This window comes from Arthrobacter sp. FW306-1B-F12A (genome assembly GCF_058781865.1).
Genome location: NZ_JBYSXD010000019.1, coordinates 22976 through 43265 on the forward strand (window position 1 = coordinate 22976; position 20290 = coordinate 43265).

General features: G+C 61.9%; 26 protein-coding genes. 1 reads left to right on the forward strand and 25 read right to left on the reverse strand.

What is annotated here, in order from left to right; all coding sequences use genetic code 11:
• The 18 genes from rpsE to rpsJ all read right to left on the reverse strand — a co-directional run bounded on the left by rpsE (position 1) and on the right by rpsJ (position 9124).
• Positions 1 to 672 (reverse strand): 30S ribosomal protein S5, encoded by a 672-nt coding sequence (gene rpsE, locus AC3WJU_RS11205; RefSeq protein ID WP_171983517.1) that lies wholly within the window; start codon positions 670 to 672, stop codon positions 1 to 3.
• Positions 673 to 701: 29 nt separating this feature from the next.
• Positions 702 to 1085, reverse strand: a complete 384-nt coding sequence (gene rplR / locus AC3WJU_RS11210; protein ID WP_059387369.1) for a 50S ribosomal protein L18 — start codon at positions 1083 to 1085, stop codon at positions 702 to 704.
• A gap of 3 nt (positions 1086 to 1088) precedes the next feature.
• Positions 1089 to 1625 carry a 50S ribosomal protein L6 gene (rplF, locus tag AC3WJU_RS11215; protein WP_059387368.1) on the reverse strand — a complete coding sequence of 179 codons (537 nt, stop codon included), beginning with the start codon at positions 1623 to 1625 and terminating at the stop codon, positions 1089 to 1091.
• Positions 1626 to 1643: 18 nt separating this feature from the next.
• Positions 1644 to 2042, reverse strand: coding sequence for a 30S ribosomal protein S8 (gene rpsH, locus AC3WJU_RS11220; protein ID WP_028265096.1), 399 nt, complete (start codon positions 2040 to 2042; stop codon positions 1644 to 1646).
• Between the two features lie 77 nt (positions 2043 to 2119).
• Entirely contained in the window at positions 2120 to 2698 is a 579-nt protein-coding gene (gene rplE / locus AC3WJU_RS11225; RefSeq protein ID WP_059387367.1) for a 50S ribosomal protein L5, read from the reverse strand.
• Entirely contained in the window at positions 2698 to 3060 is a 363-nt protein-coding gene (gene rplX, locus AC3WJU_RS11230; protein ID WP_059387366.1) for a 50S ribosomal protein L24, read from the reverse strand. Before rplX ends, rplE begins: the two co-directional genes overlap by 1 nt.
• 3 nt (positions 3061 to 3063) lie before the next feature.
• A complete protein-coding gene (gene rplN, locus AC3WJU_RS11235; RefSeq protein WP_003803789.1) occupies positions 3064 to 3432 on the reverse strand; it encodes a 50S ribosomal protein L14 in 369 nt (122 codons plus the stop codon).
• A 347-nt stretch (positions 3433 to 3779) separates the two neighbouring features.
• Positions 3780 to 4079: a 30S ribosomal protein S17 gene (gene rpsQ / locus AC3WJU_RS11240; protein WP_059387365.1), complete on the reverse strand. Its 300-nt coding sequence runs from the start codon at positions 4077 to 4079 to the stop codon at positions 3780 to 3782.
• On the reverse strand, positions 4076 to 4399 hold the full coding sequence (rpmC, locus tag AC3WJU_RS11245) for a 50S ribosomal protein L29 (protein ID WP_059387364.1): 324 nt from the start codon (positions 4397 to 4399) through the stop codon (positions 4076 to 4078). The genes rpsQ and rpmC overlap by 4 nt, the downstream gene beginning before the upstream one ends.
• Before the next feature lie 2 nt (positions 4400 to 4401).
• Positions 4402 to 4818, reverse strand: coding sequence for a 50S ribosomal protein L16 (gene rplP / locus AC3WJU_RS11250; RefSeq protein WP_028265101.1), 417 nt, complete (start codon positions 4816 to 4818; stop codon positions 4402 to 4404).
• A complete protein-coding gene (rpsC, locus tag AC3WJU_RS11255) occupies positions 4819 to 5655 on the reverse strand; it encodes a 30S ribosomal protein S3 (RefSeq protein WP_028265102.1) in 837 nt (278 codons plus the stop codon).
• Positions 5656 to 6021 (reverse strand): 50S ribosomal protein L22, encoded by a 366-nt coding sequence (gene rplV, locus AC3WJU_RS11260; RefSeq protein WP_028265103.1) that lies wholly within the window; start codon positions 6019 to 6021, stop codon positions 5656 to 5658. It lies immediately after the preceding gene.
• A gap of 38 nt (positions 6022 to 6059) precedes the next feature.
• Positions 6060 to 6341, reverse strand: a complete 282-nt coding sequence (gene rpsS / locus AC3WJU_RS11265; protein ID WP_018773666.1) for a 30S ribosomal protein S19 — start codon at positions 6339 to 6341, stop codon at positions 6060 to 6062.
• Between the two features lie 12 nt (positions 6342 to 6353).
• Positions 6354 to 7193: a 50S ribosomal protein L2 gene (gene rplB, locus AC3WJU_RS11270; protein ID WP_028265104.1), complete on the reverse strand. Its 840-nt coding sequence runs from the start codon at positions 7191 to 7193 to the stop codon at positions 6354 to 6356.
• Between the two features lie 29 nt (positions 7194 to 7222).
• Positions 7223 to 7528, reverse strand: a complete 306-nt coding sequence (gene rplW / locus AC3WJU_RS11275; RefSeq protein WP_028265105.1) for a 50S ribosomal protein L23 — start codon at positions 7526 to 7528, stop codon at positions 7223 to 7225.
• Complete coding sequence (gene rplD, locus AC3WJU_RS11280) at positions 7525 to 8142, reverse strand: 50S ribosomal protein L4 (protein ID WP_059387361.1); 618 nt, start codon at positions 8140 to 8142, stop codon at positions 7525 to 7527. Before rplD ends, rplW begins: the two co-directional genes overlap by 4 nt.
• Before the next feature lie 4 nt (positions 8143 to 8146).
• Entirely contained in the window at positions 8147 to 8797 is a 651-nt protein-coding gene (rplC, locus tag AC3WJU_RS11285; RefSeq protein WP_059387360.1) for a 50S ribosomal protein L3, read from the reverse strand.
• A gap of 18 nt (positions 8798 to 8815) precedes the next feature.
• Entirely contained in the window at positions 8816 to 9124 is a 309-nt protein-coding gene (gene rpsJ / locus AC3WJU_RS11290; protein WP_003803825.1) for a 30S ribosomal protein S10, read from the reverse strand.
• 388 nt (positions 9125 to 9512) lie between these two features.
• Between rpsJ and AC3WJU_RS11295 the strand changes: the two genes are divergently transcribed.
• Positions 9513 to 10940 carry a GH1 family beta-glucosidase gene (locus tag AC3WJU_RS11295; protein ID WP_492259883.1) on the forward strand — a complete coding sequence of 476 codons (1428 nt, stop codon included), beginning with the start codon at positions 9513 to 9515 and terminating at the stop codon, positions 10938 to 10940.
• Positions 10941 to 10973: 33 nt separating this feature from the next.
• On the opposite strand, the gene AC3WJU_RS11300 is transcribed toward AC3WJU_RS11295, so the two are convergent.
• From AC3WJU_RS11300 to rpsL, 7 genes are all read right to left on the reverse strand, one after another.
• On the reverse strand, positions 10974 to 11099 hold the full coding sequence (locus tag AC3WJU_RS11300) for a hypothetical protein (RefSeq protein WP_284991831.1): 126 nt from the start codon (positions 11097 to 11099) through the stop codon (positions 10974 to 10976).
• A gap of 28 nt (positions 11100 to 11127) precedes the next feature.
• Positions 11128 to 13371, reverse strand: a complete 2244-nt coding sequence (locus tag AC3WJU_RS11305; RefSeq protein ID WP_492259884.1) for a hypothetical protein — start codon at positions 13369 to 13371, stop codon at positions 11128 to 11130.
• Positions 13365 to 15287 (reverse strand): hypothetical protein, encoded by a 1923-nt coding sequence (locus tag AC3WJU_RS11310; protein ID WP_492259885.1) that lies wholly within the window; start codon positions 15285 to 15287, stop codon positions 13365 to 13367. The genes AC3WJU_RS11305 and AC3WJU_RS11310 overlap by 7 nt, the downstream gene beginning before the upstream one ends.
• A 196-nt stretch (positions 15288 to 15483) precedes the next feature.
• Complete coding sequence (gene tuf, locus AC3WJU_RS11315) at positions 15484 to 16674, reverse strand: elongation factor Tu (RefSeq protein WP_059387357.1); 1191 nt, start codon at positions 16672 to 16674, stop codon at positions 15484 to 15486.
• A 235-nt stretch (positions 16675 to 16909) separates the two neighbouring features.
• Positions 16910 to 19024: an elongation factor G gene (gene fusA / locus AC3WJU_RS11320; RefSeq protein WP_059387356.1), complete on the reverse strand. Its 2115-nt coding sequence runs from the start codon at positions 19022 to 19024 to the stop codon at positions 16910 to 16912.
• 68 nt (positions 19025 to 19092) lie between these two features.
• Positions 19093 to 19563: a 30S ribosomal protein S7 gene (rpsG, locus tag AC3WJU_RS11325; RefSeq protein ID WP_059387355.1), complete on the reverse strand. Its 471-nt coding sequence runs from the start codon at positions 19561 to 19563 to the stop codon at positions 19093 to 19095.
• Between the two features lies 1 nt (position 19564).
• Positions 19565 to 19939, reverse strand: coding sequence for a 30S ribosomal protein S12 (gene rpsL, locus AC3WJU_RS11330; RefSeq protein ID WP_009358312.1), 375 nt, complete (start codon positions 19937 to 19939; stop codon positions 19565 to 19567).
• Positions 19940 to 20290 lie beyond the last annotated feature (351 nt).

The following is a 20290-nucleotide window of genomic DNA, read 5'->3' on the forward strand; positions in this document are numbered from 1 at the left end:
CTAGACACCTGCCTTCTGGTTCTGGAGTGCGCGCACCAGAGCAGCAGGAGCAACCTCGTCCAGCGGCAGGCCACGGCGGGCTGCCACGGAAGCGGGCTCTTCCAGTCGCTTCAGGGCGTCAACAGTCGCGTGAACGATGTTGATGGCGTTCGAGGAACCGAGCGACTTGGAGAGAACGTCGTGGATACCGACGCATTCCAGTACCGCGCGGACCGGACCACCGGCGATAACACCGGTACCCGGGGAAGCCGGACGCAGCATGACAACGCCTGCTGCGGCCTCACCCTGCACGCGGTGCGGGATGGTGTTGCCAACGCGGGGAACGCGGAAGAAGGACTTCTTAGCTTCTTCAACGCCCTTCGCGATAGCTGCCGGAACTTCCTTCGCCTTGCCGTAGCCGACGCCAACCAGGCCGTTGCCGTCACCGACGACGACCAGGGCGGTGAAGCTGAAGCGACGACCACCCTTGACGACCTTGGCAACACGGTTGATGGTTACAACGCGCTCTACGAACTGGCTCTTCTCGGCCTCGCGACCGCCGTCGCGGCCACCACGGCCACCACGGTCGCCGCGGCCCTGGCCACGGTCACCACGCTCGCCACGACGGCCGCCGCGGCGGTCGTCGGTGGCAGCAGCAGTCTCAGTTGCCTCAGCAGCTGCAGCTTCAGTCACCTGAATGTCCTTTTCGTTATTCTCAACGGTCACAGTGCCAGCCCACCTTCACGTGCGCCGTCAGCGACGGCGGCGATCCGGCCGTGGTACTTGTTACCACCGCGGTCGAAGACAACAGCTTCGATGCCTGCAGCCTTGGCACGCCCGGCAACGAGCTCGCCGACGCGCTTGGCCTTGGCAGTCTTGTCGCCGTCGAATGCACGAAGGTCAGCTTCCAAAGTGGAGGCGTAAGCCACGGTTACACCCTTGCTGTCATCGACAACCTGGACGAAGATGTGGCGTGCGGAGCGGTTGACGACCAGACGAGGACGAACAGCCGTGCCGGTGATGCGCTTGCGGATACGAAGCTGGCGACGGCTGCGTGCAGCAGACTTGCTCTTGTTCGTACGCTTCTTGTTAATTGCGATGGCCATGGTTTACTTACCAGCCTTTCCGACCTTGCGGCGGATAACTTCGCCGGCGTAACGGACACCCTTGCCCTTGTAGGGGTCGGGCTTGCGCAGCTTGCGAATGTTGGCAGCAACCTCGCCGACCTGCTGCTTGGAGATACCAGCGACGGAGAGCTTGGTCGGCCCCTCCACCGTGAAGGTGATGCCTTCCGGAGCGGAGACATTGACCGGGTGGCTGAAGCCGAGAGCGAACTCAAGGTCAGAACCCTTGGCCTGAACGCGGTAACCGGTACCAACGATTTCAAGCTTCTTTTCGTAGCCCTTGGTGACGCCCTCGATCATGTTCGCGATCAGGGTGCGGGTCAGGCCGTGCAGGGAACGCGAAGCGCGCTCGTCGTTCGGGCGGGTGACAGTCAAGGTGCTTTCGTCCAGGGTGACCTCGATCGGGCTGGCTACAGTGTGGCTCAGCTCGCCTTTGGTGCCCTTGACGTTGATGACAGAGCCATCAACCTTAACTTCAACGCCGGCAGGAACGGTGATGGGGAGACGTCCAATACGTGACATTATTCTCTTCCTTTCCCGTTACCAGACGTACGCGAGGACTTCGCCGCCCACGCCCTTCTTGCCGGCCTGCTTGTCAGTCAGGAGGCCGGAAGAGGTGGACAGGATTGCGATACCCAGGCCACCCAGCACGTGAGGCAGGTTGGTGGACTTCGCGTAAACGCGGAGACCAGGCTTGGAAATGCGGCGGACACCAGCAATCGAACGCTCGCGGTTCGGACCGAACTTGAGGTCGATGGTCAGCTTCTTGCCGACTTCGGCTTCCTCTTCCTTCCAAGCAGCGATGTAGCCTTCTGCCTTCAGGATGTCGGCAACGCGTGCCTTGAGCTTGCTGTACGGCATGCTCACGGTGTCGTGGTATGCCGAGTTGGCGTTGCGCAGACGCGTAAGCATGTCTGCGACAGGATCTGTCATAGTCATTGTGGGCTCTTGCCCTTCCTCGTAATGGTTTCCGCGTTGGCTGCAAAGCAGCCGCGGCCGGACCTACTACGTAGTTATTAGTCTTCGGATTTGAACGGGAAGCCAAGTGCCTTGAGCAGCGCACGGCCTTCGTCATCGGTCTTTGCAGTGGTGACAACCGTGATGTCCATACCGCGAACGCGGTCGATGGAGTCCTGGTCGATTTCGTGGAACATAACCTGCTCGGTCAGACCGAAGGTGTAGTTGCCGTTGCCGTCGAACTGCTTGCCGTTAAGGCCGCGGAAGTCGCGGATACGGGGCAGGGCGAGGGTCACGAGGCGGTCCACGAATTCCCACATACGGTCCCCACGCAGAGTTGCGTGTGCACCGATGGGCATGCCTTCGCGCAGCTTGAACTGGGCGATCGACTTGCGGGCCTTGGTTACCTGCGGCTTCTGGCCGGTGATCAGGGTGAGGTCGCGGACAGCGCCGTCGATCAGCTTGGAGTCCTTGGCGGCATCTCCAACACCCATGTTCACAACAACCTTCACCAGGCGGGGAACCTGGTTCACGTTCTCGTACTTGAATTCCTCAACCAGGGTCTGCTTGATGGAATCGGCGTACTTCGTCTTCAGACGCGGAACGATCTTCGCTGGAGTCTCGAGAGTCTCAGTCATTAGATGTCCTTCCCGGATGCCTTGGACACGCGGACACGGACGGACTTGGAGACGCCGTCCTTCTCAACGGTCTCGAGACGGAAACCAACGCGGGTCGGCTTCTTGGTCGAGGGGTCAACAAGAGCAACGTTGGAGACGTGGATCGGGGCCTCAACGACCTCGATGCCACCGGTCTTGGTGCCGCGCTGCGACTGACCGACCTTGGTGTGCTTGGTGACTCGGTTGATGCCTTCTACCAGGACGCGGTTGGTCTCGGTGAACACGCGAAGAACCTTGCCCTGCTTGCCACGGTCGCCGCCACGTTCCTGCTTGGCGCCGGTGATGACCTGAACCAGGTCACCCTTCTTGATCTTTGCACCCATGGGTTACAGCACCTCCGGAGCCAGCGAAACGATCTTCATGAACTTCTTGTCACGCAGTTCACGACCAACCGGGCCGAAGATACGGGTACCACGGGGGTCGCCGTCGTTCTTCAGAATCACAGCTGCGTTCTCGTCAAACTTGATGTAGGAACCATCCGCACGGCGGCGTTCCTTCTTGGTACGAACGATGACAGCCTTGACGACGTCACCCTTCTTTACGTTGCCGCCCGGGATAGCGTCCTTGACGGTTGCGACAATGACGTCGCCAATGCCTGCGTAGCGACGGCCGGATCCACCGAGAACGCGAATGGTAAGGATTTCCTTAGCACCCGTGTTGTCGGCGACCTTCAGTCGCGACTCCTGCTGAATCAATTTTTACTCCTTGCGTCGCGCCGGTTCTCAGACCGAAATGGAGCATACGGAATGAGCCTTGCGGAACGGTTGATCGGGGTGTCTCTTGACCTGCCTGGATTTTGCCAGTGCAGGCCTAAACTCCCGTGCCGCCAGCATCAGCTTCCCTTGCGGAAATAACTGCGCGGGGCAGTATGCCGCGGCACGATTGTTTACGAGGTGGTTGTTGACGCACAACTGGCGCCATACAAACTCAATATCCTAGCACGTTTTATACTAAGGACCGAAACGCCGAAAGGCCCGCATTCCTTCCGGAATACGGGCCTTCCACCAATCCATATCGCTGCCGGACAAAGCCCGGCGCGGGATTACTTAGCCTTTTCGAGGATCTCGACCAGGCGCCACCGCTTTGTAGCGGACAGCGGGCGGGTCTCAGAGATCAGAACGAGGTCGCCGATGCCGGCGGTGTTCTGCTCGTCGTGAGCCTTGATCTTCGAGGTGCGGCGAATGACCTTGCCGTACAGAGCGTGCTTCACGCGGTCTTCAACCTGAACAACGATGGTCTTTTCCATCTTGTCAGAGACAACGTAGCCGCGACGCGTCTTACGGTAACCGCGCTGTTCAGCGCTGGCTGCTGCTTCCGTCACAGTTTCCTTCTGTTCGCTCACTTGGCGTCCTCTCCAGCCTCGGCTTCGGCCTTCTCAGCCTTGGCTTCTGCCTTCTTGGACTTCTTTTCTTCCTTGGCTTCCACAACCGGTGCGGCAACCTCGGCACGAATGCCCAGCTCGCGCTCACGGAGAACGGTGTAGATGCGTGCGATGTCCTTCTTTACCGCGCGCAGACGACCGTGGTTCTCCAGCTGTCCGGTGGCGGACTGGAAACGCAGGTTGAACAGCTCTTCCTTGGACTTGCGGAGTTCTTCAACGAGACGCTCGTTGTCGAAACCGTCCAGCTGTGCGGGTGCGAGATCCTTCGACCCTACTGCCATTTCTATTCACCACCTTCGCGACGCACAATGCGTGCCTTCAACGGCAGCTTGTGGATTGCCAGGCGCAGTGCCTCGCGAGCTACCTCTTCATTGACACCGGCGAGCTCGAAGAGAACGCGGCCCGGCTTGACGTTTGCGACCCACCATTCCGGAGAACCCTTACCGGAACCCATGCGGGTTTCGGCCGGCTTCTTCGTCAGCGGACGGTCCGGATAAATGTTGATCCAGACCTTACCGCCACGCTTGATGTGGCGGGTCATCGCGATACGGGCAGACTCGATCTGACGGTTCGTGACGTAGGCCGGGCTCAGCGCCTGGATGCCGTACTCACCGAAGGTGACCTTGGTGCCGCCCGTTGCAGCGCCGGAACGACCCGGGTGGTGCTGCTTACGGTGCTTGACTCGACGTGGGATAAGCATTTAAGCCTGTCCTCCTTCTGCTGCGGGAGCAGCAGCTTCAGCTGCCGGAGCCTCTGCAGCAACAGGTGCTGCGTCAGCTGCCGGACGGTCGGTACGACGACGGCGGTCACCACGGTCGGCGCCACCCGGGCGGCCCGGGCGGTCGCTCGGACCACGGCCGCGGGACGGAGCAGCAGCTGCCTGCTGAGCCAGTTCCTTGGCAGTGACGTCGCCCTTGTAGATCCAGACCTTCACGCCGATGCGGCCGAAGGTGGTCTTAGCTTCGTAGAAGCCGTAGTCGATGTTCGCACGCAGGGTGTGCAGGGGCACACGGCCTTCGCGGTAGAACTCCGAGCGGGACATTTCTGCGCCACCCAGTCGACCGGAGCAAGCAATACGGATACCCTTGGCACCCGCACGCTGTGCGGACTGCATGGCCTTCTTCATCGCACGGCGGAAAGCCACGCGGGAAGTCAGCTGCTCAGCAACGCCCTGGGCAACAAGCTGGGCTTCCATCTCGGGGTTCTTGACCTCGAGGATGTTCAGCTGGACCTGCTTGCCGGTGAGCTTCTCGAGCTCGCCGCGAATGCGGTCTGCTTCTGCGCCGCGGCGGCCGATGACGATACCCGGGCGGGCCGTGTGGATGTCCACGCGGACACGGTCACGGGTGCGCTCGATTTCGACCTTGGCGATGCCAGCGCGCTCCATGCCCGTGGACATGAGCTGGCGGATGCGGATGTCTTCGCGAACGAAGTCCTTGTACCGCTGGCCAGCCTTGGTGCTGTCAGCAAACCAGTGCGATACGTGATCGGTGGTGATGCCGAGTCGGAACCCGTGCGGGTTTACTTTCTGTCCCACTTAGCGAGCCTCCTCTTTCTCCGGGGTAGCGACTACCACGGTGATGTGGCTCGTGCGCTTCTTGATCTGAAATGCGCGACCCTGAGCACGCGGCTGGAACCGCTTCATGGTCGGGCCTTCATCAACAAACGCTTCGCTGATGTAGAGGTCTCCTTCGTCAAAGGCAACGCCGTCGCGGTCCGCGAGGACCCGTGCGTTTGCCATTGCCGACTGAACTACCTTGAATACCGGCTCCGAAGCTGCCTGTTCGGCGAACTTCAGAATTGCCAGAGCCTCATTCGCTTGCTTACCACGAACAAGGTTGACGACGCGCCGGGCCTTCATAGGCGTTACGCGGATGTGACGCGCAATAGCCTTGGCTTCCATTGCTTTCCTTCTCTCGTCTTAGCCGTAGAGCGAGCGCCTTAGCGGCGCTTGCCCTTACGGTCGTCCTTGACATGGCCGCGGAATGTCCGCGTGGGAGCGAATTCGCCGAGCTTGTGCCCGACCATCGACTCAGTGACAAACACCGGAATGTGCTTGCGTCCGTCGTGAACGGCAATCGTGTGACCCAGCATGTCCGGGACGATCATCGAACGGCGGGACCAGGTCTTGATGACGTTCTTGGTGCCCTTTTCGTTTTCCCTGGCGACCTTCACAAAGAGGTGCTGGTCTACGAAAGGACCTTTTTTCAGGCTGCGTGGCATGTGTCCAGGCTCCTATCGCTTGTTCTTGCCAGTACGGCGGCGACGAACAATAAGCTTGTCGCTCTCTTTGTTGGGGCGGCGGGTGCGGCCTTCACGCTTACCGTTCGGGTTGACCGGGTGACGTCCACCGGAAGTCTTACCTTCACCACCACCGTGCGGGTGATCGACCGGGTTCATGGCGACACCACGGACGGTCGGGCGAACGCCCTTCCAGCGCATACGGCCGGCCTTACCCCAGTTGATGTTCGACTGCTCGGCGTTGCCGACCTCGCCGACGGTTGCGCGGCAGCGCACGTCAACGTTGCGGATTTCACCGGAGGGCAGACGCAGCTGGGCGAAACGGCCTTCCTTGGCGACGAGCTGAACCGAAGCACCTGCGGAACGGGCCATCTTGGCGCCGCCACCCGGACGCAGTTCAACTGCGTGGATGGTGGTACCAACCGGGATGTTGCGCAGCGGCAAGTTGTTGCCCGGCTTGATGTCAGCGTCGGGGCCAGCCTCGACGAAGTCACCCTGGGACAGCTTGTTCGGGGCGATGATGTAACGCTTGGTGCCATCAACGTAGTGCAGGAGGGCGATGCGAGCCGTGCGGTTCGGATCGTACTCGATTTCGGCAACGCGGGCGTTGACGCCGTCCTTGTCGTGGCGACGGAAGTCGATCAGACGGTACTGGCGCTTGTGGCCACCACCCTTGTGACGGGTAGTGATCTTACCGGTGTTGTTACGGCCGCCAGTCTTGTGCAGCGGACGCAGCAACGACTTTTCCGGAGTCGATCGCGTGATTTCGGAGAAGTCGGCTACGCTCGAGCCGCGACGGCCCGGGGTAGTCGGCTTGTATTTACGGATTCCCATAATTCATTTCCTCGTTAAAGTGGTCTCCGCTACGCGAGCGGACCGCCGAAGATGTCGATTGTGCCTTCTTTGAGGGTGACAATTGCACGCTTGGTGCTCTTGCGCTGTCCCCAGCCGAATTTGGTCCGCTTGCGCTTACCGGCACGGTTGATGGTGTTGATCGATTCGACCTTGACGGAGAAAATCTTCTCCACGGCCAGCTTGATCTCGGCCTTGTTCGAGCGGGGGTCCACCAGGAAGGTGTACTTGCCCTCGTCGATCAGGCCGTAGCTCTTTTCCGAAACGACGGGTGCAATGACGACGTCGCGCGGGTCTTTGATGGTGGCTGCACTCACTTGGCATCCTCCTCGTTCTTTGCCTTGTCAGCGATGAAAGCCTCGAACGCAGCCTTGGTGAAGACAACGTCGTCGGAAACCAGCACGTCGTAGGTGTTCAGCTGGTCTGCGTACAGAACGTGAACATCTGCGAGGTTGCGCACGGACAGTGCGGCAACATCGTTGGCGCGCTCGATAACAACGAGCAGGTTCCGACGCTCGGAGACTGCACGCAACGCGGCCAGTGCTGCCTTGGAGGACGGCTTGGTGCCGGCAACCAGTTCAGAAACGACGTGGATGCGGCCGTTACGGGCGCGGTCGGACAGGGCGCCACGCAGTGCGGCAGCCTTCATCTTCTTGGGGGTCCGCTGGCTGTAGTCACGCGGCGTCGGGCCGTGGACGATGCCACCACCGGTCATGTGAGGAGCACGGATGGAACCCTGACGGGCGCGGCCGGTGCCCTTCTGCTTGAACGGCTTGCGGCCTGCACCGGAAACTTCGGCGCGGGTCTTGGTCTTGTGGGTACCCTGGCGAGCAGCAGCGAGCTGTGCGACGACGACCTGGTGCAGCAGCGGCACGTTGGTCTGGACGTCGAAGATCTCTGCAGGCAGGTCTACCTTGACAGTGCTAGTCATTTAACTAGGCTCCCTTCACGGCGGTGCGTACGAGGACGACCTGGCCGCGGGCACCGGGGACGGCACCCTTGATAAGGAGCAGCGACTTCTCGGCGTCAACAGCGTGAACCGTGAGGTTCAGCGTGGTGTGACGTTCTGCGCCCATGCGACCGGCCATTTTCAGACCCTTGAAGACGCGGCTCGGGGTGGATGCGCCACCGATTGAACCGGGCTTGCGGTGGTTCTTGTGCGCACCGTGGGAGGCTCCAACACCGTGGAAGCCGTGACGCTTCATAACACCGGCGAAGCCCTTACCCTTGCTGGTGCCGACGACGTCGATCTTCTGACCGGCTTCGAAGAGCTCAACAGAAAGCTCCTGGCCCAGTTCGTAAGACGCGGCGTCTGCAGTGCGCAGTTCGACGACGTGGCGGCGAGGAGTTACGCCAGCCTTTTCAAAGTGACCAGCCAGCGGCTTGGTGACCTTGCGGGGATCGATCTGGCCGTAGCCGATCTGAACGGCGACATAGCCATCAGTCTCTGCGTTGCGCAGCTGGGTGATGACGTTGGAGTCAGCCTGGACGACAGTTACCGGGATGAGCTTGTTGTTCTCGTCCCAGACCTGGGTCATGCCGAGCTTCGTGCCCAGCAGGCCCTTTACGTTACGGGTTGCGGTCATAGTTTTCTCAGCACCTCCCTACAGCTTGATTTCGATGTTCACGTCGGCCGGCAGGTCGAGACGCATAAGCGAGTCAACAGCCTTCGGCGTGGGGTCGATGATGTCGATCAGACGCTTGTGAGTACGCATTTCAAAGTGCTCACGGCTGTCCTTGTACTTGTGGGGAGAGCGGATAACGCAGTACACGTTCTTCTCCGTCGGCAGCGGCACGGGGCCCACTACCGTTGCGCCTGCGCGCGTGACCGTCTCAACGATCTTCCGCGCTGAAACATCAATGACCTCGTGGTCATATGACTTCAGCCGGATGCGGATTTTTTGTCCCGCCATGTCGCCTGACTCTCTTTCAGTCTGTGCTGCCCTCGAATAAAGGCTGCCCTGTTCACTTACGTGTTGTATGTGGCTGCCGAAGCATTTGAAGTAGTACTACCACCCGCCGCACAAGCTGAATCCGGAGGGATCCGGGTTCCTCAACTTGCCGGTGTAACCGACCCCCGCGGTCGGGCGTGTCGCGATTTCCACGCAAACGCGTCCGTATTCCTTTGGGGATCTGGGTTATGTTTGGGCTTCAGCTTGGACCCTGACACCCGGCATTATCCGGATCGGGACGCGAAGAAGCGCTTGAACAACTCACCTAGTATGCCGGAATTCCCCGGCATAAGCCAATCGGGCCTCCCTGACCATTGCCATCGGCACCTGCGCTCGGGATGATGGGGGCATGACCGTCCAAGATGCTGCCACTGTGGGGGATCTTGCAGGCCGCATCCGGCCGGACTTCACTTTGGGTGTCGCTGCGGCGGCCTTCCAGATCGAGGGCTCGCTCACAGCGGACGGACGAGGACCGTCGAGCTGGGACGCGTTTGCCGAGAAACCGGGCGCGATCGTCGACGGGCACTCCCCGGCAGTCGCCTGCGACCACTACAACCGCACGGACGAGGACATTGCCCTCATGCAGGACCTGGGCGTGGATTCCTACCGTTTCTCCCTCTCCTGGCCGCGAATCCAACCCGGCGGCAAGGGGCCCATCAATCAACAGGGCTTGGATTTCTACGACCGCCTGATCGACAAGCTCCTGAAGGCCGGGATCTCCCCCATGGTGACCCTGTTCCATTGGGATACTCCCCTGCCGTTGGAGCACGACGGCGGCTGGCTGAATCGGGCGACTGCGGAACGGTTCGCCGAATACTCCGCCGCGGCCGCACACCGCTTCGGTGACCGCGTGGCGCAATGGGTCACCCTCAACGAACCGGTTTCGGTCGCGTTGCAAGGTTATGCCCTCGGTGTCCACGCTCCCGGCAGGCGGCTGCTCTTCGATGCCCTGCCGGCTGCCCACCACCAGTTGCTGGGGCACGGCCTCGCCGTCCAGGCGCTGCGCGCCGCAGGCGTGGCGGGAACTGTCGGCGTCGCCAATGTCCACTCTCCGGTCCGGCCCGCAAGCAAGCGGCTTGCAGACGGTCTCATGGCCAAGGCCTTCGACCTCATCTTCAACCGGGTGTACGCCGATCCCATCCTCCTGGGGAAGTACCCAAAGCCGCCGCTCCAGGTAAGGCCTTGGTTCCGGGCCTTGGGCAAGGTCCGCGACGAGGACCTCAAAACCATCCACCAGCCGTTGGATTTCTACGGCCTGAACTACTACTACCCCGTCAAGGTGGCCTCGGGCCGCGGCGACGGAACCGCCCACTGGAACACCCCGGACATGATGGCCAAGCTGCCGTTCCATCTGGCGGCGTTTCCCGAATACGAGACGACAGGATTCGGTTGGCCTGTGGCTCCCGAACACCTCGGAATCCTGCTGCGGGAGCTGAAGGACCGCTACGGAGCGGCGCTGCCTCCGCTGTTCATCACGGAGAGCGGAGCGAGCTTTCCGGAACCGGACCACACCCAGGGTCCGGTGCACGACGCCGACCGCATCAGCTATCTTGCCTCGCACCTTGGCCAGGCCTTGAGGGCCACTGCCCCCGGCGGGATCGCCCACGACGTCAAACTTCTGGGCTACTACGTCTGGACGCTACTGGACAACTTCGAATGGGCCGCAGGCTATTCGCAACGGTTCGGCCTGGTGCACGTTGATTTCGATACCCTTGAGAGAACCCCCAAGGACTCGTACTACTGGTACCAGTCCTTGAGCAAGGCGCGACGGAGCTGATTCGAAGTCCCTTCGTGGACCGATTGTGCTAAATCAGTCTTTCCTGTTCGCCCGATTGATGCGCTTGGCGCGCTCGATCTCGCGGCGGAAGTATTTCCTTCCCCACAACACCCCGGCTACCACAACAACCACCAAGACCAGAAAAATCAGCGTTCCCATTTCGCATTCCTCCCTTGAGGCAACGGTATCAGGGCGCAGTCCTGTTGAGGCGCCAGACCGCAAGGACAATCAATGCCAAGGCGATCACGGCGAGCATCGCGAAGGCATAGGAACGAAGGGCCCACATCACGCTGAGCGCAACACCCACGGCACCCCACCACACGAACGTGCGCTCGGCGAGGACAAGTCCGGCAAGCACTAGCACCGCAAATCCGACGAGGACCCATAGCTGCTGTGGCACAGTGCCCGGGAAGAGGCTTCCTGGCACTATCGAGAGGAGGCCTCCGAAGGACAACAAGCCTGAAGCGATCCCCCCTCTGATACGCCCCTCCAGCGTGTCCCCAACGTAATAGCGCACCCCTGCCAAAACCGCACCCAGGACCGCGAACCACTGCACCACCCAGAAGAACTCGGGCCTGGCTCCATGGACGAAGAGGACCGCCCGCTGTGCGGCTGAGAGCACCAGCACCGCACCGAGCTCCGCGACAGCGAATCTGATGGCGCGTGGTACCTCGAGGAAAGCCACGGCCACGGCAGCGCCGAGCAAGCACGTTCCTGCCACAGCGGTGTCATCGTGCAGTAGGCCTGCAGCTGCGGCCAGGGCAAATCCCCCTCCTGCTGTTACAGCGAGCGACAACTTGCGCACTGGGTGCGATCCCACGCCCGGGATCCGGGACCAACGGACAGCGTAAAGCACAGCGGCCGATCCTGCGCAGCCCAGGAGCCACGGCAGGAAATCCTCCCATTGAGCCCCAGACAGCCACAGGGGCCGAGCGTCATCCAGGACCGAAGCAGCCAAGACCGTAGCACCAACGAGGCTCGCGGCGGAGGCAAGCGGGTAGAAGCCCGGCATTCCCTCGACGTGGGAGGCCACGAAGCAGACCACCGCCAGCACCAGTCCAGCCATTCCCATGGCGGTGTCCGATACATCAACGGACGCCACCCCTCCGGCACCGCCGAAGGCCAGCGACGCCGCCAGCCAGAACCAACGTTCAGGGACGCCGCTTCCTGGTTGGACGAGTAGCCTCACGCAAGTCACCACGAGTGACATAGCGAGCAGCACCAGGGGCACCGCCGTGTGGCCCAGCACGGGTTCGGCCAGCCAGGTCCCGGGAGGGAAGGACACCTCGGGTCCGGCCGCCACCACCACTGCAATCGACGCCGGAATGGTGAAATACACAGCGCCTCGGGCGGTGAAGATCCGATGAGCGACCACGGCGGAAACCAACAGCACGGCCAGCTCAAGCAGCAGCACCCAGCGTCCGCCGTCGTGGGCTTCCGGCTGAGACACAGACGAAAGGTACGTCGCCGGCAGCACTGCTTGCGCGCTGAGCGTCACCCACACTGCTGCTTGTTGGAAGGGAATCTGCTGCAATCGGTTCCGCATGAGCCCGCGGATGATGTGCTGCAACACCAGGACTCCCGCGAAAGTCAGCGACACCGCCGTGGCGGAGGCTGATACGTCGTGGGCAAATACCGCGGCAACGGCGGCCGTGAGAATCCTGGCGGCGATGAAGTAGACGCCCTTCGACATGCGCGCGGGCACCGCAGCGACCATGACGGCGCTGAATACGGCGAAGATGGCAAGCAAAGCCTCGACCTCGTGAATGTGCCCACCGCGAAGCAATAGCAAGAGCGCCAACGTCGCCGGCGCGAAGACCGCGGAGGCGGCCTCGGTGCGAAGCAGGAACCCCGCCGCCACAGCCGACGCCGCCATGGTGATCGAGATCGCCACCGCCTGCCAGCTTCCGGCCACGGAGCCGTCGGAGTACCTCCCGGAGACGCTGACGACGGCGACGGCGCCGGCCATGAAGGGGAGCACCACGGCGGAATCGACTGTCGCAAGGCCCCGGTCAATACCGCGGACCGCCTCCACGAGGGGCGGAATCAGTTGGACTGTCAAGGCGACGAACACCACGGTGGCAAGTTGAAGCCTCTCCCCCGCCACCACCAAATCGCCTCCGTCCCGGAGCAGCTGCAGATAGCCTGTGCCGGCGAGCAGGGTGACGAGCGCACGGGCTGCCCACCAATAGCTGCGGCGATGCAGGGTGCGGGGAAGGCGGAGCGCCTGAACGGCGAAGTACAGCGCACCGACGAGCAACACCGTGTTTCCCAACGACACGGACACTGCCCCGAAGGACAACGCCCCCGACCAGGCAAATGCCGCCGGGGCGAGGAACTCGACCACCCTTCCGGTCCTCACGGCGTCGCCCACAGCTTTCGGGAACAGCGTCAAGCCGAGCAAAGCGACTGCAAGGACATGAATCACCACGGCCGATACAGTGAGGGGCTGGCCCGATGCTTGGTCCAGCAAAAAAGCAAAGGCAGCGCTGCCATGCCGGTACCGGCAAAGGCTGCGAGGCAGGCGGTCGGCGCGAAGGTGCTGACACCCGAGCGGACCAGCGCGGCCTCCAATAGCAACTGGAACGTCACTGCGGCGAGGAACGCCAGGACGACGGCGGCAAGGCGCTCGGGAGTCTCCGGCACTACCGCCGCCGTCGCTGCCGGGACACTGAGAGTGAGCGCAATGCGCCCCGCGAGGACAAAGACCTTGCGTTTGCCCTCCCTAGGCCTGCTTGCGCGCAGCAGCCAGAACGCGCCGGCGATAGCCAACAATGCCGCTGTCGGCCAACCGCCCAGCTCATCGGCAAACGGGGCAGCAATCACAAGAGCGGAAACAGGGAGCCACTCGGCCTCGCCGCCCAGCTTCCACGCCAGGACCAGACCGCACAGGAGGGTCGCGAACAACGGGATCCCCACGGGCGTCCCGGAATGCCGGACCAGGATGGCAAGGCCCGCCATGAAGGCAGCCGCCGATTGAAGGCCAAAACACGCCACGGCATCAATGCGGCAGCGCCGGATCGCCTGGGATGTGCCCGGCCCAGGGAACCAACGGACCAGCCGGCTGCTGTCGAATGCCGACCATAGCGACTGCGCCGCAAGGAGAACGACGCCGGCCAGCAGCACTTCCGGGAGTCCAAGCCCCGCGTCGGACAGGAGTACGAGGAGCGCCACCGTGAATGAGAGCCGCGCGGCATAGAACTGTGGGAGCCGGAAGATGCCCTGCGGAAGGGCCGCCATCACGGCAAAATACAGTCCACACGCCATCATGACGATGGCGTACTCGCCCTTCCCCAAATGTTGGGGAACGAAGCTCGCGGCAAGCGTAACGAGCGGCACCACATAGGGGTGGAGGGACATCAAGGGCCGGACATAGACCGGCGGAAGCCAGCGCGGTCTGCGCCTGGCTATCAGGGTCAGGACTACGGCGAATCCGATCAGGCATGCGAAATACCAGACGAGGGCACCGCCCAGCATGGACACGCCCGACCACGCCGCGGAGACCACGAAGCTCAACGACAGGAAAGCGAGAACCCTGTTGTCGAGTCGCACCGCGGCGACAACATAGGCCACCGTCCCGACGACGGACGTAACCAGCCAGGCCGCCGGGCCATTGTGCAACGCGAAGTTGTACATCGCCAGGCCCGTCACGGGGATCAACGCAAGGCCTGTTCCCGCGAAGGCGATCGCGGCGGGCCGAAGCCTGGAAGCCCTCGCATGGAGGATGAAACCCGCAGCATAGAAGGCAGCCGTGATGGCCCAGACGCCGACGAAGCGGAGAACGGACGGAAGGCTGGAGCCGATGAACAGCGCCGAAGCGGCGACCAGCAGAAGGCTTGCCACGTAGAGGGTGATGTTGATGTTCTGCCGATCCCGCTTCCGCTTCCGGGCCGCTTCCTCTTCCCGCAGGGCCTCCGGCGGGATCCGGGCCTCTGGCGACTGGATTGCTTGCATCCGGGCTGGTTGCGGCTGGATGGGGAATGGCCAAGGTTCAAGTGGAACGGGCAGGGCCGGAACGGTCTTGGTTGGGGCGGCCTGGCCTGGAGTTGCTAGGGCCGGGACGTCCTGGACGGGAGCTGTCGCGCGCGTTTGCCAACCCTCCGGGCGCGACGGGCCGGACTCCCGGTACTCCGCGGGAGCAGCGCCGCGGTGGGCCTCGGCGTCGCGCCACCCTGCAAGGTGGCCGGCCAGATAGCCTGAGCGATACTGCCTGACGGAATCGTCTGCAAGCCGTGAGGCAGCACGTTCGGCAAGCCAACGCCCTTTCGATTTCCCTGAGGAATACGACACCAAAGCAGTGACCAGGACAAAAACCATTACGAGGATGGTGCCAAAGAAGCCAGACATTCCTGCTCTCCTGTCCAAGGGCGACGAAGCCGCACGGCCTGCGGATCCGCGAAGTCACGGATCCACACTTCGTCATTAATCCATTCGATAGATAAATCATAGCAAAGAAGAACCCCGCCACAATAGTGACGGGGTTCTTCTTTGCTTTGCTACCGGACGCCAGGCGTCCGATCCTCCACCGATCTACAAGTAGAAACTACTTGATGATCTTGGTAACACGTCCCGAACCAACGGTGCGGCCACCTTCACGGATTGCGAAGCCGAGGCCCTCTTCCATAGCGATCGGCTGGATGAGCTCAACGGTCATCTCAGTGTTGTCGCCAGGCATAACCATTTCCGTGCCTTCCGGCAGGGTGATAACGCCGGTTACGTCCGTGGTACGGAAGTAGAACTGCGGGCGGTAGTTCGAGTAGAACGGGTTGTGACGTCCGCCTTCGTCCTTGGACAGGATGTAGACGTTGGCCTCGAAGTCGGTGTGCGGGGTGATGGAACCCGGCTTGACGACAACCTGGCCACGCTCGACGTCGTCGCGCTTCAGACCGCGGAGCAGGAGGCCACAGTTCTCGCCGGCCCATGCTTCGTCGAGCTGCTTGTGGAACATCTCGATACCGGTAACGGTGGTCTTCTGGACCGGACGGATACCAACGATTTCAACTTCGGAGTTGATCGCGAGGGTACCGCGCTCGGCGCGACCCGTAACAACGGTGCCACGACCGGTGATCGTGAAGACGTCTTCGATCGGCATCAGGAACGGCTTGTCGCGGTCACGAACGGGGTCCGGAACCGAGTTGTCGACAGCTTCCATGAGGTCCTCGACGGACTTGACCCAAACCGGGTCGCCTTCGAGTGCCTTGAGGCCGGAAACGCGAACAACGGGAGCGTCGTCGCCATCGAAGCCCTGAGCGCTGAGCAGCTCGCGAACTTCCATTTCAACGAGGTCGAGAAGCTCTTCGTCGTCGACCATGTCGGACTTGTTCAGCGCGACCAGCAGGTAGGGAACACCAACCTGGCGGGCGAGCAGAACGTGCTCGCGGGTCTGAGCCATCGGGCCGTCAGTGGCGGCAACCACGAGGATCGCACCGTCCATCTGGGCAGCACCGGTGATCATGTTCTTGATGTAGTCAGCGTGACCCGGAGCGTCTACGTGTGCGTAGTGGCGCTTCTCGGTCTGGTACTCAACGTGGGAGATGTTGATGGTAATACCACGCTGGCGCTCTTCCGGAGCAGAGTCAATCGACGCGAAGTCGCGCTGCTCGTTGAGAGTGGGGTACTTGTCGTACAGCACCTTGGAAATGGCGGCAGTCAGCGTCGTCTTACCGTGGTCAACGTGACCAATGGTGCCGATGTTGACGTGCGGCTTAGTCCGCTCGAACTTTGCCTTTGCCACAGGTTCCTCCTAGAACGATTTCAAGTGAGTTGCTCCTCGGCCGCGCTTTTCGCGGCAGAAACTCCAGCAAGTCTACTTGGGGGCTTTGGATTTGGTGAAATTGCAGATTCAGGGACCAATGTTGGTACCTGGAGTCTGTTCGCGCAAGGACCGGACTGCGGCCTGGGCTACAGCCCGGCGCCTGCGCTGAATGCTTTCCCGGAACGGGCCAACATCCTGGTTTATCCGTCGGTGATTACTCGCCGCGGTTCTTCTGGATGATCTCGTCGGCAACTGCCTTCGGGACCTCGGCGTAGCTGTTGAACGTCATGGAGTACACAGCACGGCCCTGGGTCTTCGAACGCAGGTCACCGATGTAGCCGAACATGCCGGACAGCGGAACGTGCGCACGGATCACCTTGACGCCAGCGGCGTCTTCCATGGACTGCATCTGGCCACGGCGGGAGTTCAGGTCACCGATTACTTCACCCATGTATTCCTCAGGGGTGCGGACCTCAACATCCATCAGCGGTTCGAGCAGAACCGGGTTCGCCTTGCGTGCGGCTTCCTTGAAAGCCATACGGCCGGCGATCTTGAACGCCATTTCCGAGGAGTCAACATCGTGGTACGCGCCGTCAATCAGCGTGGCCTTGATGCCGACAACCGGGTAGCCTGCCAGAACGCCGTCGTTGAGCGCATCCTGGATGCCCGCGTCAACGGACGGGATGTACTCGCGGGGCACGCGGCCACCGGTGACCTTGTTCTCGAACGCGTAGAGCTCGCCGTCGGCGGTATCCATCGGCTCGATAGCGATCTGGATCTTTGCGAACTGACCCGAACCACCAGTCTGCTTCTTGTGCGTGTAGTCGTGACGCTCTACAGCGCGCTTGATGGTTTCGCGGTAAGCAACCTGCGGCTTGCCGACGTTTGCCTCGACCTTGAATTCGCGGCGCATGCGGTCCACCAGGATGTCCAGGTGGAGCTCGCCCATGCCGGCGATGATGGTCTGACCGGTGTCTTCGTTGAGGGAGACCTGGAAGGTCGGGTCCTCAGCGGAGAGCTTCTGGATGGCCGTGGAGAGCTTCTCCTGGTCACCCTTGGTGTTCGGCTCGATGGCAACCGAGATCACGGGCTCCGGGAAGCTCATGGACTCGAGGACGATCTGGTTGTTGGCGTCGCACAGGGTGTCGCCCGTGGTGGTGTCCTTCAGACCGATTGCTGCGTAGATGTGGCCCGCGGTAGCGCCTTCAACAGGCATTTCCTTGTTGGCGTGCATCTGGAACAGCTTGCCGATGCGCTCCTTCTTGCCCTTGGTGGAGTTGACCACCTGGGCGCCTGCTTCCACGTGACCGGAGTACACGCGGATGAAGGTGAGCTGACCGAAGAACGGGTGCGCCGCAATCTTGAACGCGAGGGCCGAGAACGGCTCCTCGGCGGAAGGCTTGCGGGTGAGCTCCTTCTCTTCGTCGCGCGGGTCGTGACCGACCATGGGCGGGACGTCGAGCGGGTTCGGCAGGAAGTCAACAACAGCATCCAGCATCGGCTGTACGCCGCGGTTCTTGAAGGCAGAACCACAGAGAACCGGGTAGAGCTCGGAGTTGATGGTCATCTTGCGGATGCCGGCCTTGAGCTCCTCGACAGTGAGTTCTTCACCGTCGAGGTACTTCTCCATGAGTTCCTCGGAAGCCTCGGCAACAGTCTCAACGAGCTGTGCACGGTATTCCTCAGCCTTGGCCTGGAGATCGGCGGGGATCTCCTGGACCTCGTACTTGGCACCCATGGTGACGTCACCCTTGGCATCGCCCGGCCACACCAGTGCGCGCATCTCAAGGAGATCCACGACGCCGATGAAGTCGTTCTCTGCACCGATGGGCAGCTGGAGAACCAGCGGCTTGGCGCCGAGGCGGCTGATGATGGTGTCTACGGTGAAGTAGAAGTCAGCGCCGAGCTTGTCCATCTTGTTGACGAAGCAGATACGCGGCACGTTGTACTTGTCGGCCTGGCGCCAAACAGTCTCGGACTGCGGCTCAACGCCTTCCTTGCCATCGAAGACAGCAACGGCGCCGTCGAGGACGCGCAGCGAGCGCTCGACCTCAACCGTGAAGTCCACGTGGCCCGGGGTGTCAATGATGTTGATCTGGTTCTTGTCCCAGAAGCAGGTCACGGCGGCAGACGTGATGGTGATGCCGCGTTCCTTTTCCTGTTCCATCCAGTCAGTCGTCGAAGCACCGTCGTGCGTTTCGCCGATCTTGTGGTTCACACCCGTGTAGAACAGGATGCGCTCGGTGGTGGTGGTCTTGCCGGCATCGATGTGGGCCATGATGCCGATGTTGCGGACCTTGCTAAGGTCGGTAAGCACGTCCTGTGCCACGGTGTCTCCCTTTCGGATGGACTACACGTTCGCCGCCAGCTCAGGGAGCCGGCGGCGTACGGGAAGTTTTACCAGCGGTAGTGTGCGAAGGCCTTGTTCGACTCGGCCATCTTGTGGGTGTCTTCGCGACGCTTCACAGCGGCACCGAGACCGTTGGACGCATCCAGGATTTCGTTCTGGAGGCGCTCGGTCATCGTCTTCTCGCGGCGGGCCTTGGAGTAGCCAACCAGCCAGCGGAGAGCGAGGGCGGTGGAGCGGCCCGGCTTGACCTCAACGGGAACCTGGTAGGTTGCGCCACCGACACGGCGGGAGCGGACCTCAAGGGAAGGCTTGACGTTGTCCATGGCCTTCTTGAGGGCGGCGACGGGGTCGCCACCGGACTTGGCGCGTGCACCTTCGAGTGCGCCGTAAACGATGCGCTCTGCGGTGGACTTCTTGCCGTCGATCAGAACCTTGTTGATCAGCTGGGTGACCAACGGGGAACCGTAAACGGGATCGGAAACTAGCGGCCGCTTCGGGGCCGGACCCTTGCGAGGCATATTACTTCTTCTCCATCTTTGCGCCGTAGCGGCTGCGGGCCTGCTTGCGGTTCTTGACACCCTGGGTATCGAGGGCACCACGGACGATCTTGTAACGGACACCCGGAAGGTCCTTCACACGACCACCACGGACCAGCACGATGGAGTGCTCCTGGAGGTTGTGGCCAACACCGGGGATGTAGGCGGTAACTTCAACGCCACCGTTGAGGCGGACACGAGCAACCTTACGGAGAGCCGAGTTCGGCTTCTTCGGGGTGGTCGTGTAAACGCGGGTGCAAACACCGCGGCGCATCGGGCTGCCCTTAAGCGCGGGAGCCTTGGTCTTGGAGACCTTCGGCGTGCGGCCCTTGCGGACCAGCTGGTTAATCGTAGGCACTTTCGTGTTCTCCGTTGGTTGATCTCTGCTCCGCGCCCAGGCGTTGGCCTGTGTTTGCGTGAGAGCTTTGGCGTTGTCCATGCGACCCTGGCCCGAAGACCGGTGGGCGTGCAAAAGTGCGGCATTCGTTGCGCACGTAGCCCGCAACCCGGAAACAGGCTCCGCCCAACATCATGAGAACAAAACCGAAATGATGCTGCGGCGGCCTTCATCCACTGCCACACAGAACAATTACCAAAATTCTAGCATGGCTTGATCTGAGGCCTTAATCGGGTGTAGAGGGGTGAACCACGACGGCGGGTGCCGGCCGCCGTCGTCGGGCGCTTAACGGGAAGGACCCCGCACTCAGTG

Coding starts and splice junctions, on each gene's coding strand:
- rplR (WP_059387369.1), bottom strand. CDS start 1,085: ATGGCCATCGCAATTAACAAGAAGCGTACGAACAAGAGCAAGTCTGCT.
- rplF (WP_059387368.1), bottom strand. CDS start 1,625: ATGTCACGTATTGGACGTCTCCCCATCACCGTTCCTGCCGGCGTTGAA.
- rpsH (WP_028265096.1), bottom strand. CDS start 2,042: ATGACTATGACAGATCCTGTCGCAGACATGCTTACGCGTCTGCGCAAC.
- rplE (WP_059387367.1), bottom strand. CDS start 2,698: ATGACTGAGACTCTCGAGACTCCAGCGAAGATCGTTCCGCGTCTGAAG.
- rplX (WP_059387366.1), bottom strand. CDS start 3,060: ATGGGTGCAAAGATCAAGAAGGGTGACCTGGTTCAGGTCATCACCGGC.
- rpmC (WP_059387364.1), bottom strand. CDS start 4,399: ATGGCAGTAGGGTCGAAGGATCTCGCACCCGCACAGCTGGACGGTTTC.
- rplP (WP_028265101.1), bottom strand. CDS start 4,818: ATGCTTATCCCACGTCGAGTCAAGCACCGTAAGCAGCACCACCCGGGT.
- rplV (WP_028265103.1), bottom strand. CDS start 6,021: ATGGAAGCCAAGGCTATTGCGCGTCACATCCGCGTAACGCCTATGAAG.
- rpsS (WP_018773666.1), bottom strand. CDS start 6,341: ATGCCACGCAGCCTGAAAAAAGGTCCTTTCGTAGACCAGCACCTCTTT.
- rplB (WP_028265104.1), bottom strand. CDS start 7,193: ATGGGAATCCGTAAATACAAGCCGACTACCCCGGGCCGTCGCGGCTCG.
- rplD (WP_059387361.1), bottom strand. CDS start 8,142: ATGACTAGCACTGTCAAGGTAGACCTGCCTGCAGAGATCTTCGACGTC.
- rplC (WP_059387360.1), bottom strand. CDS start 8,797: ATGACCGCAACCCGTAACGTAAAGGGCCTGCTGGGCACGAAGCTCGGC.
- rpsJ (WP_003803825.1), bottom strand. CDS start 9,124: ATGGCGGGACAAAAAATCCGCATCCGGCTGAAGTCATATGACCACGAG.
- AC3WJU_RS11295 (WP_492259883.1), top strand. CDS start 9,513: ATGACCGTCCAAGATGCTGCCACTGTGGGGGATCTTGCAGGCCGCATC.
- AC3WJU_RS11300 (WP_284991831.1), bottom strand. CDS start 11,099: ATGGGAACGCTGATTTTTCTGGTCTTGGTGGTTGTTGTGGTAGCCGGG.
- AC3WJU_RS11310 (WP_492259885.1), bottom strand. CDS start 15,287: ATGTCTGGCTTCTTTGGCACCATCCTCGTAATGGTTTTTGTCCTGGTC.
- rpsG (WP_059387355.1), bottom strand. CDS start 19,563: ATGCCTCGCAAGGGTCCGGCCCCGAAGCGGCCGCTAGTTTCCGATCCC.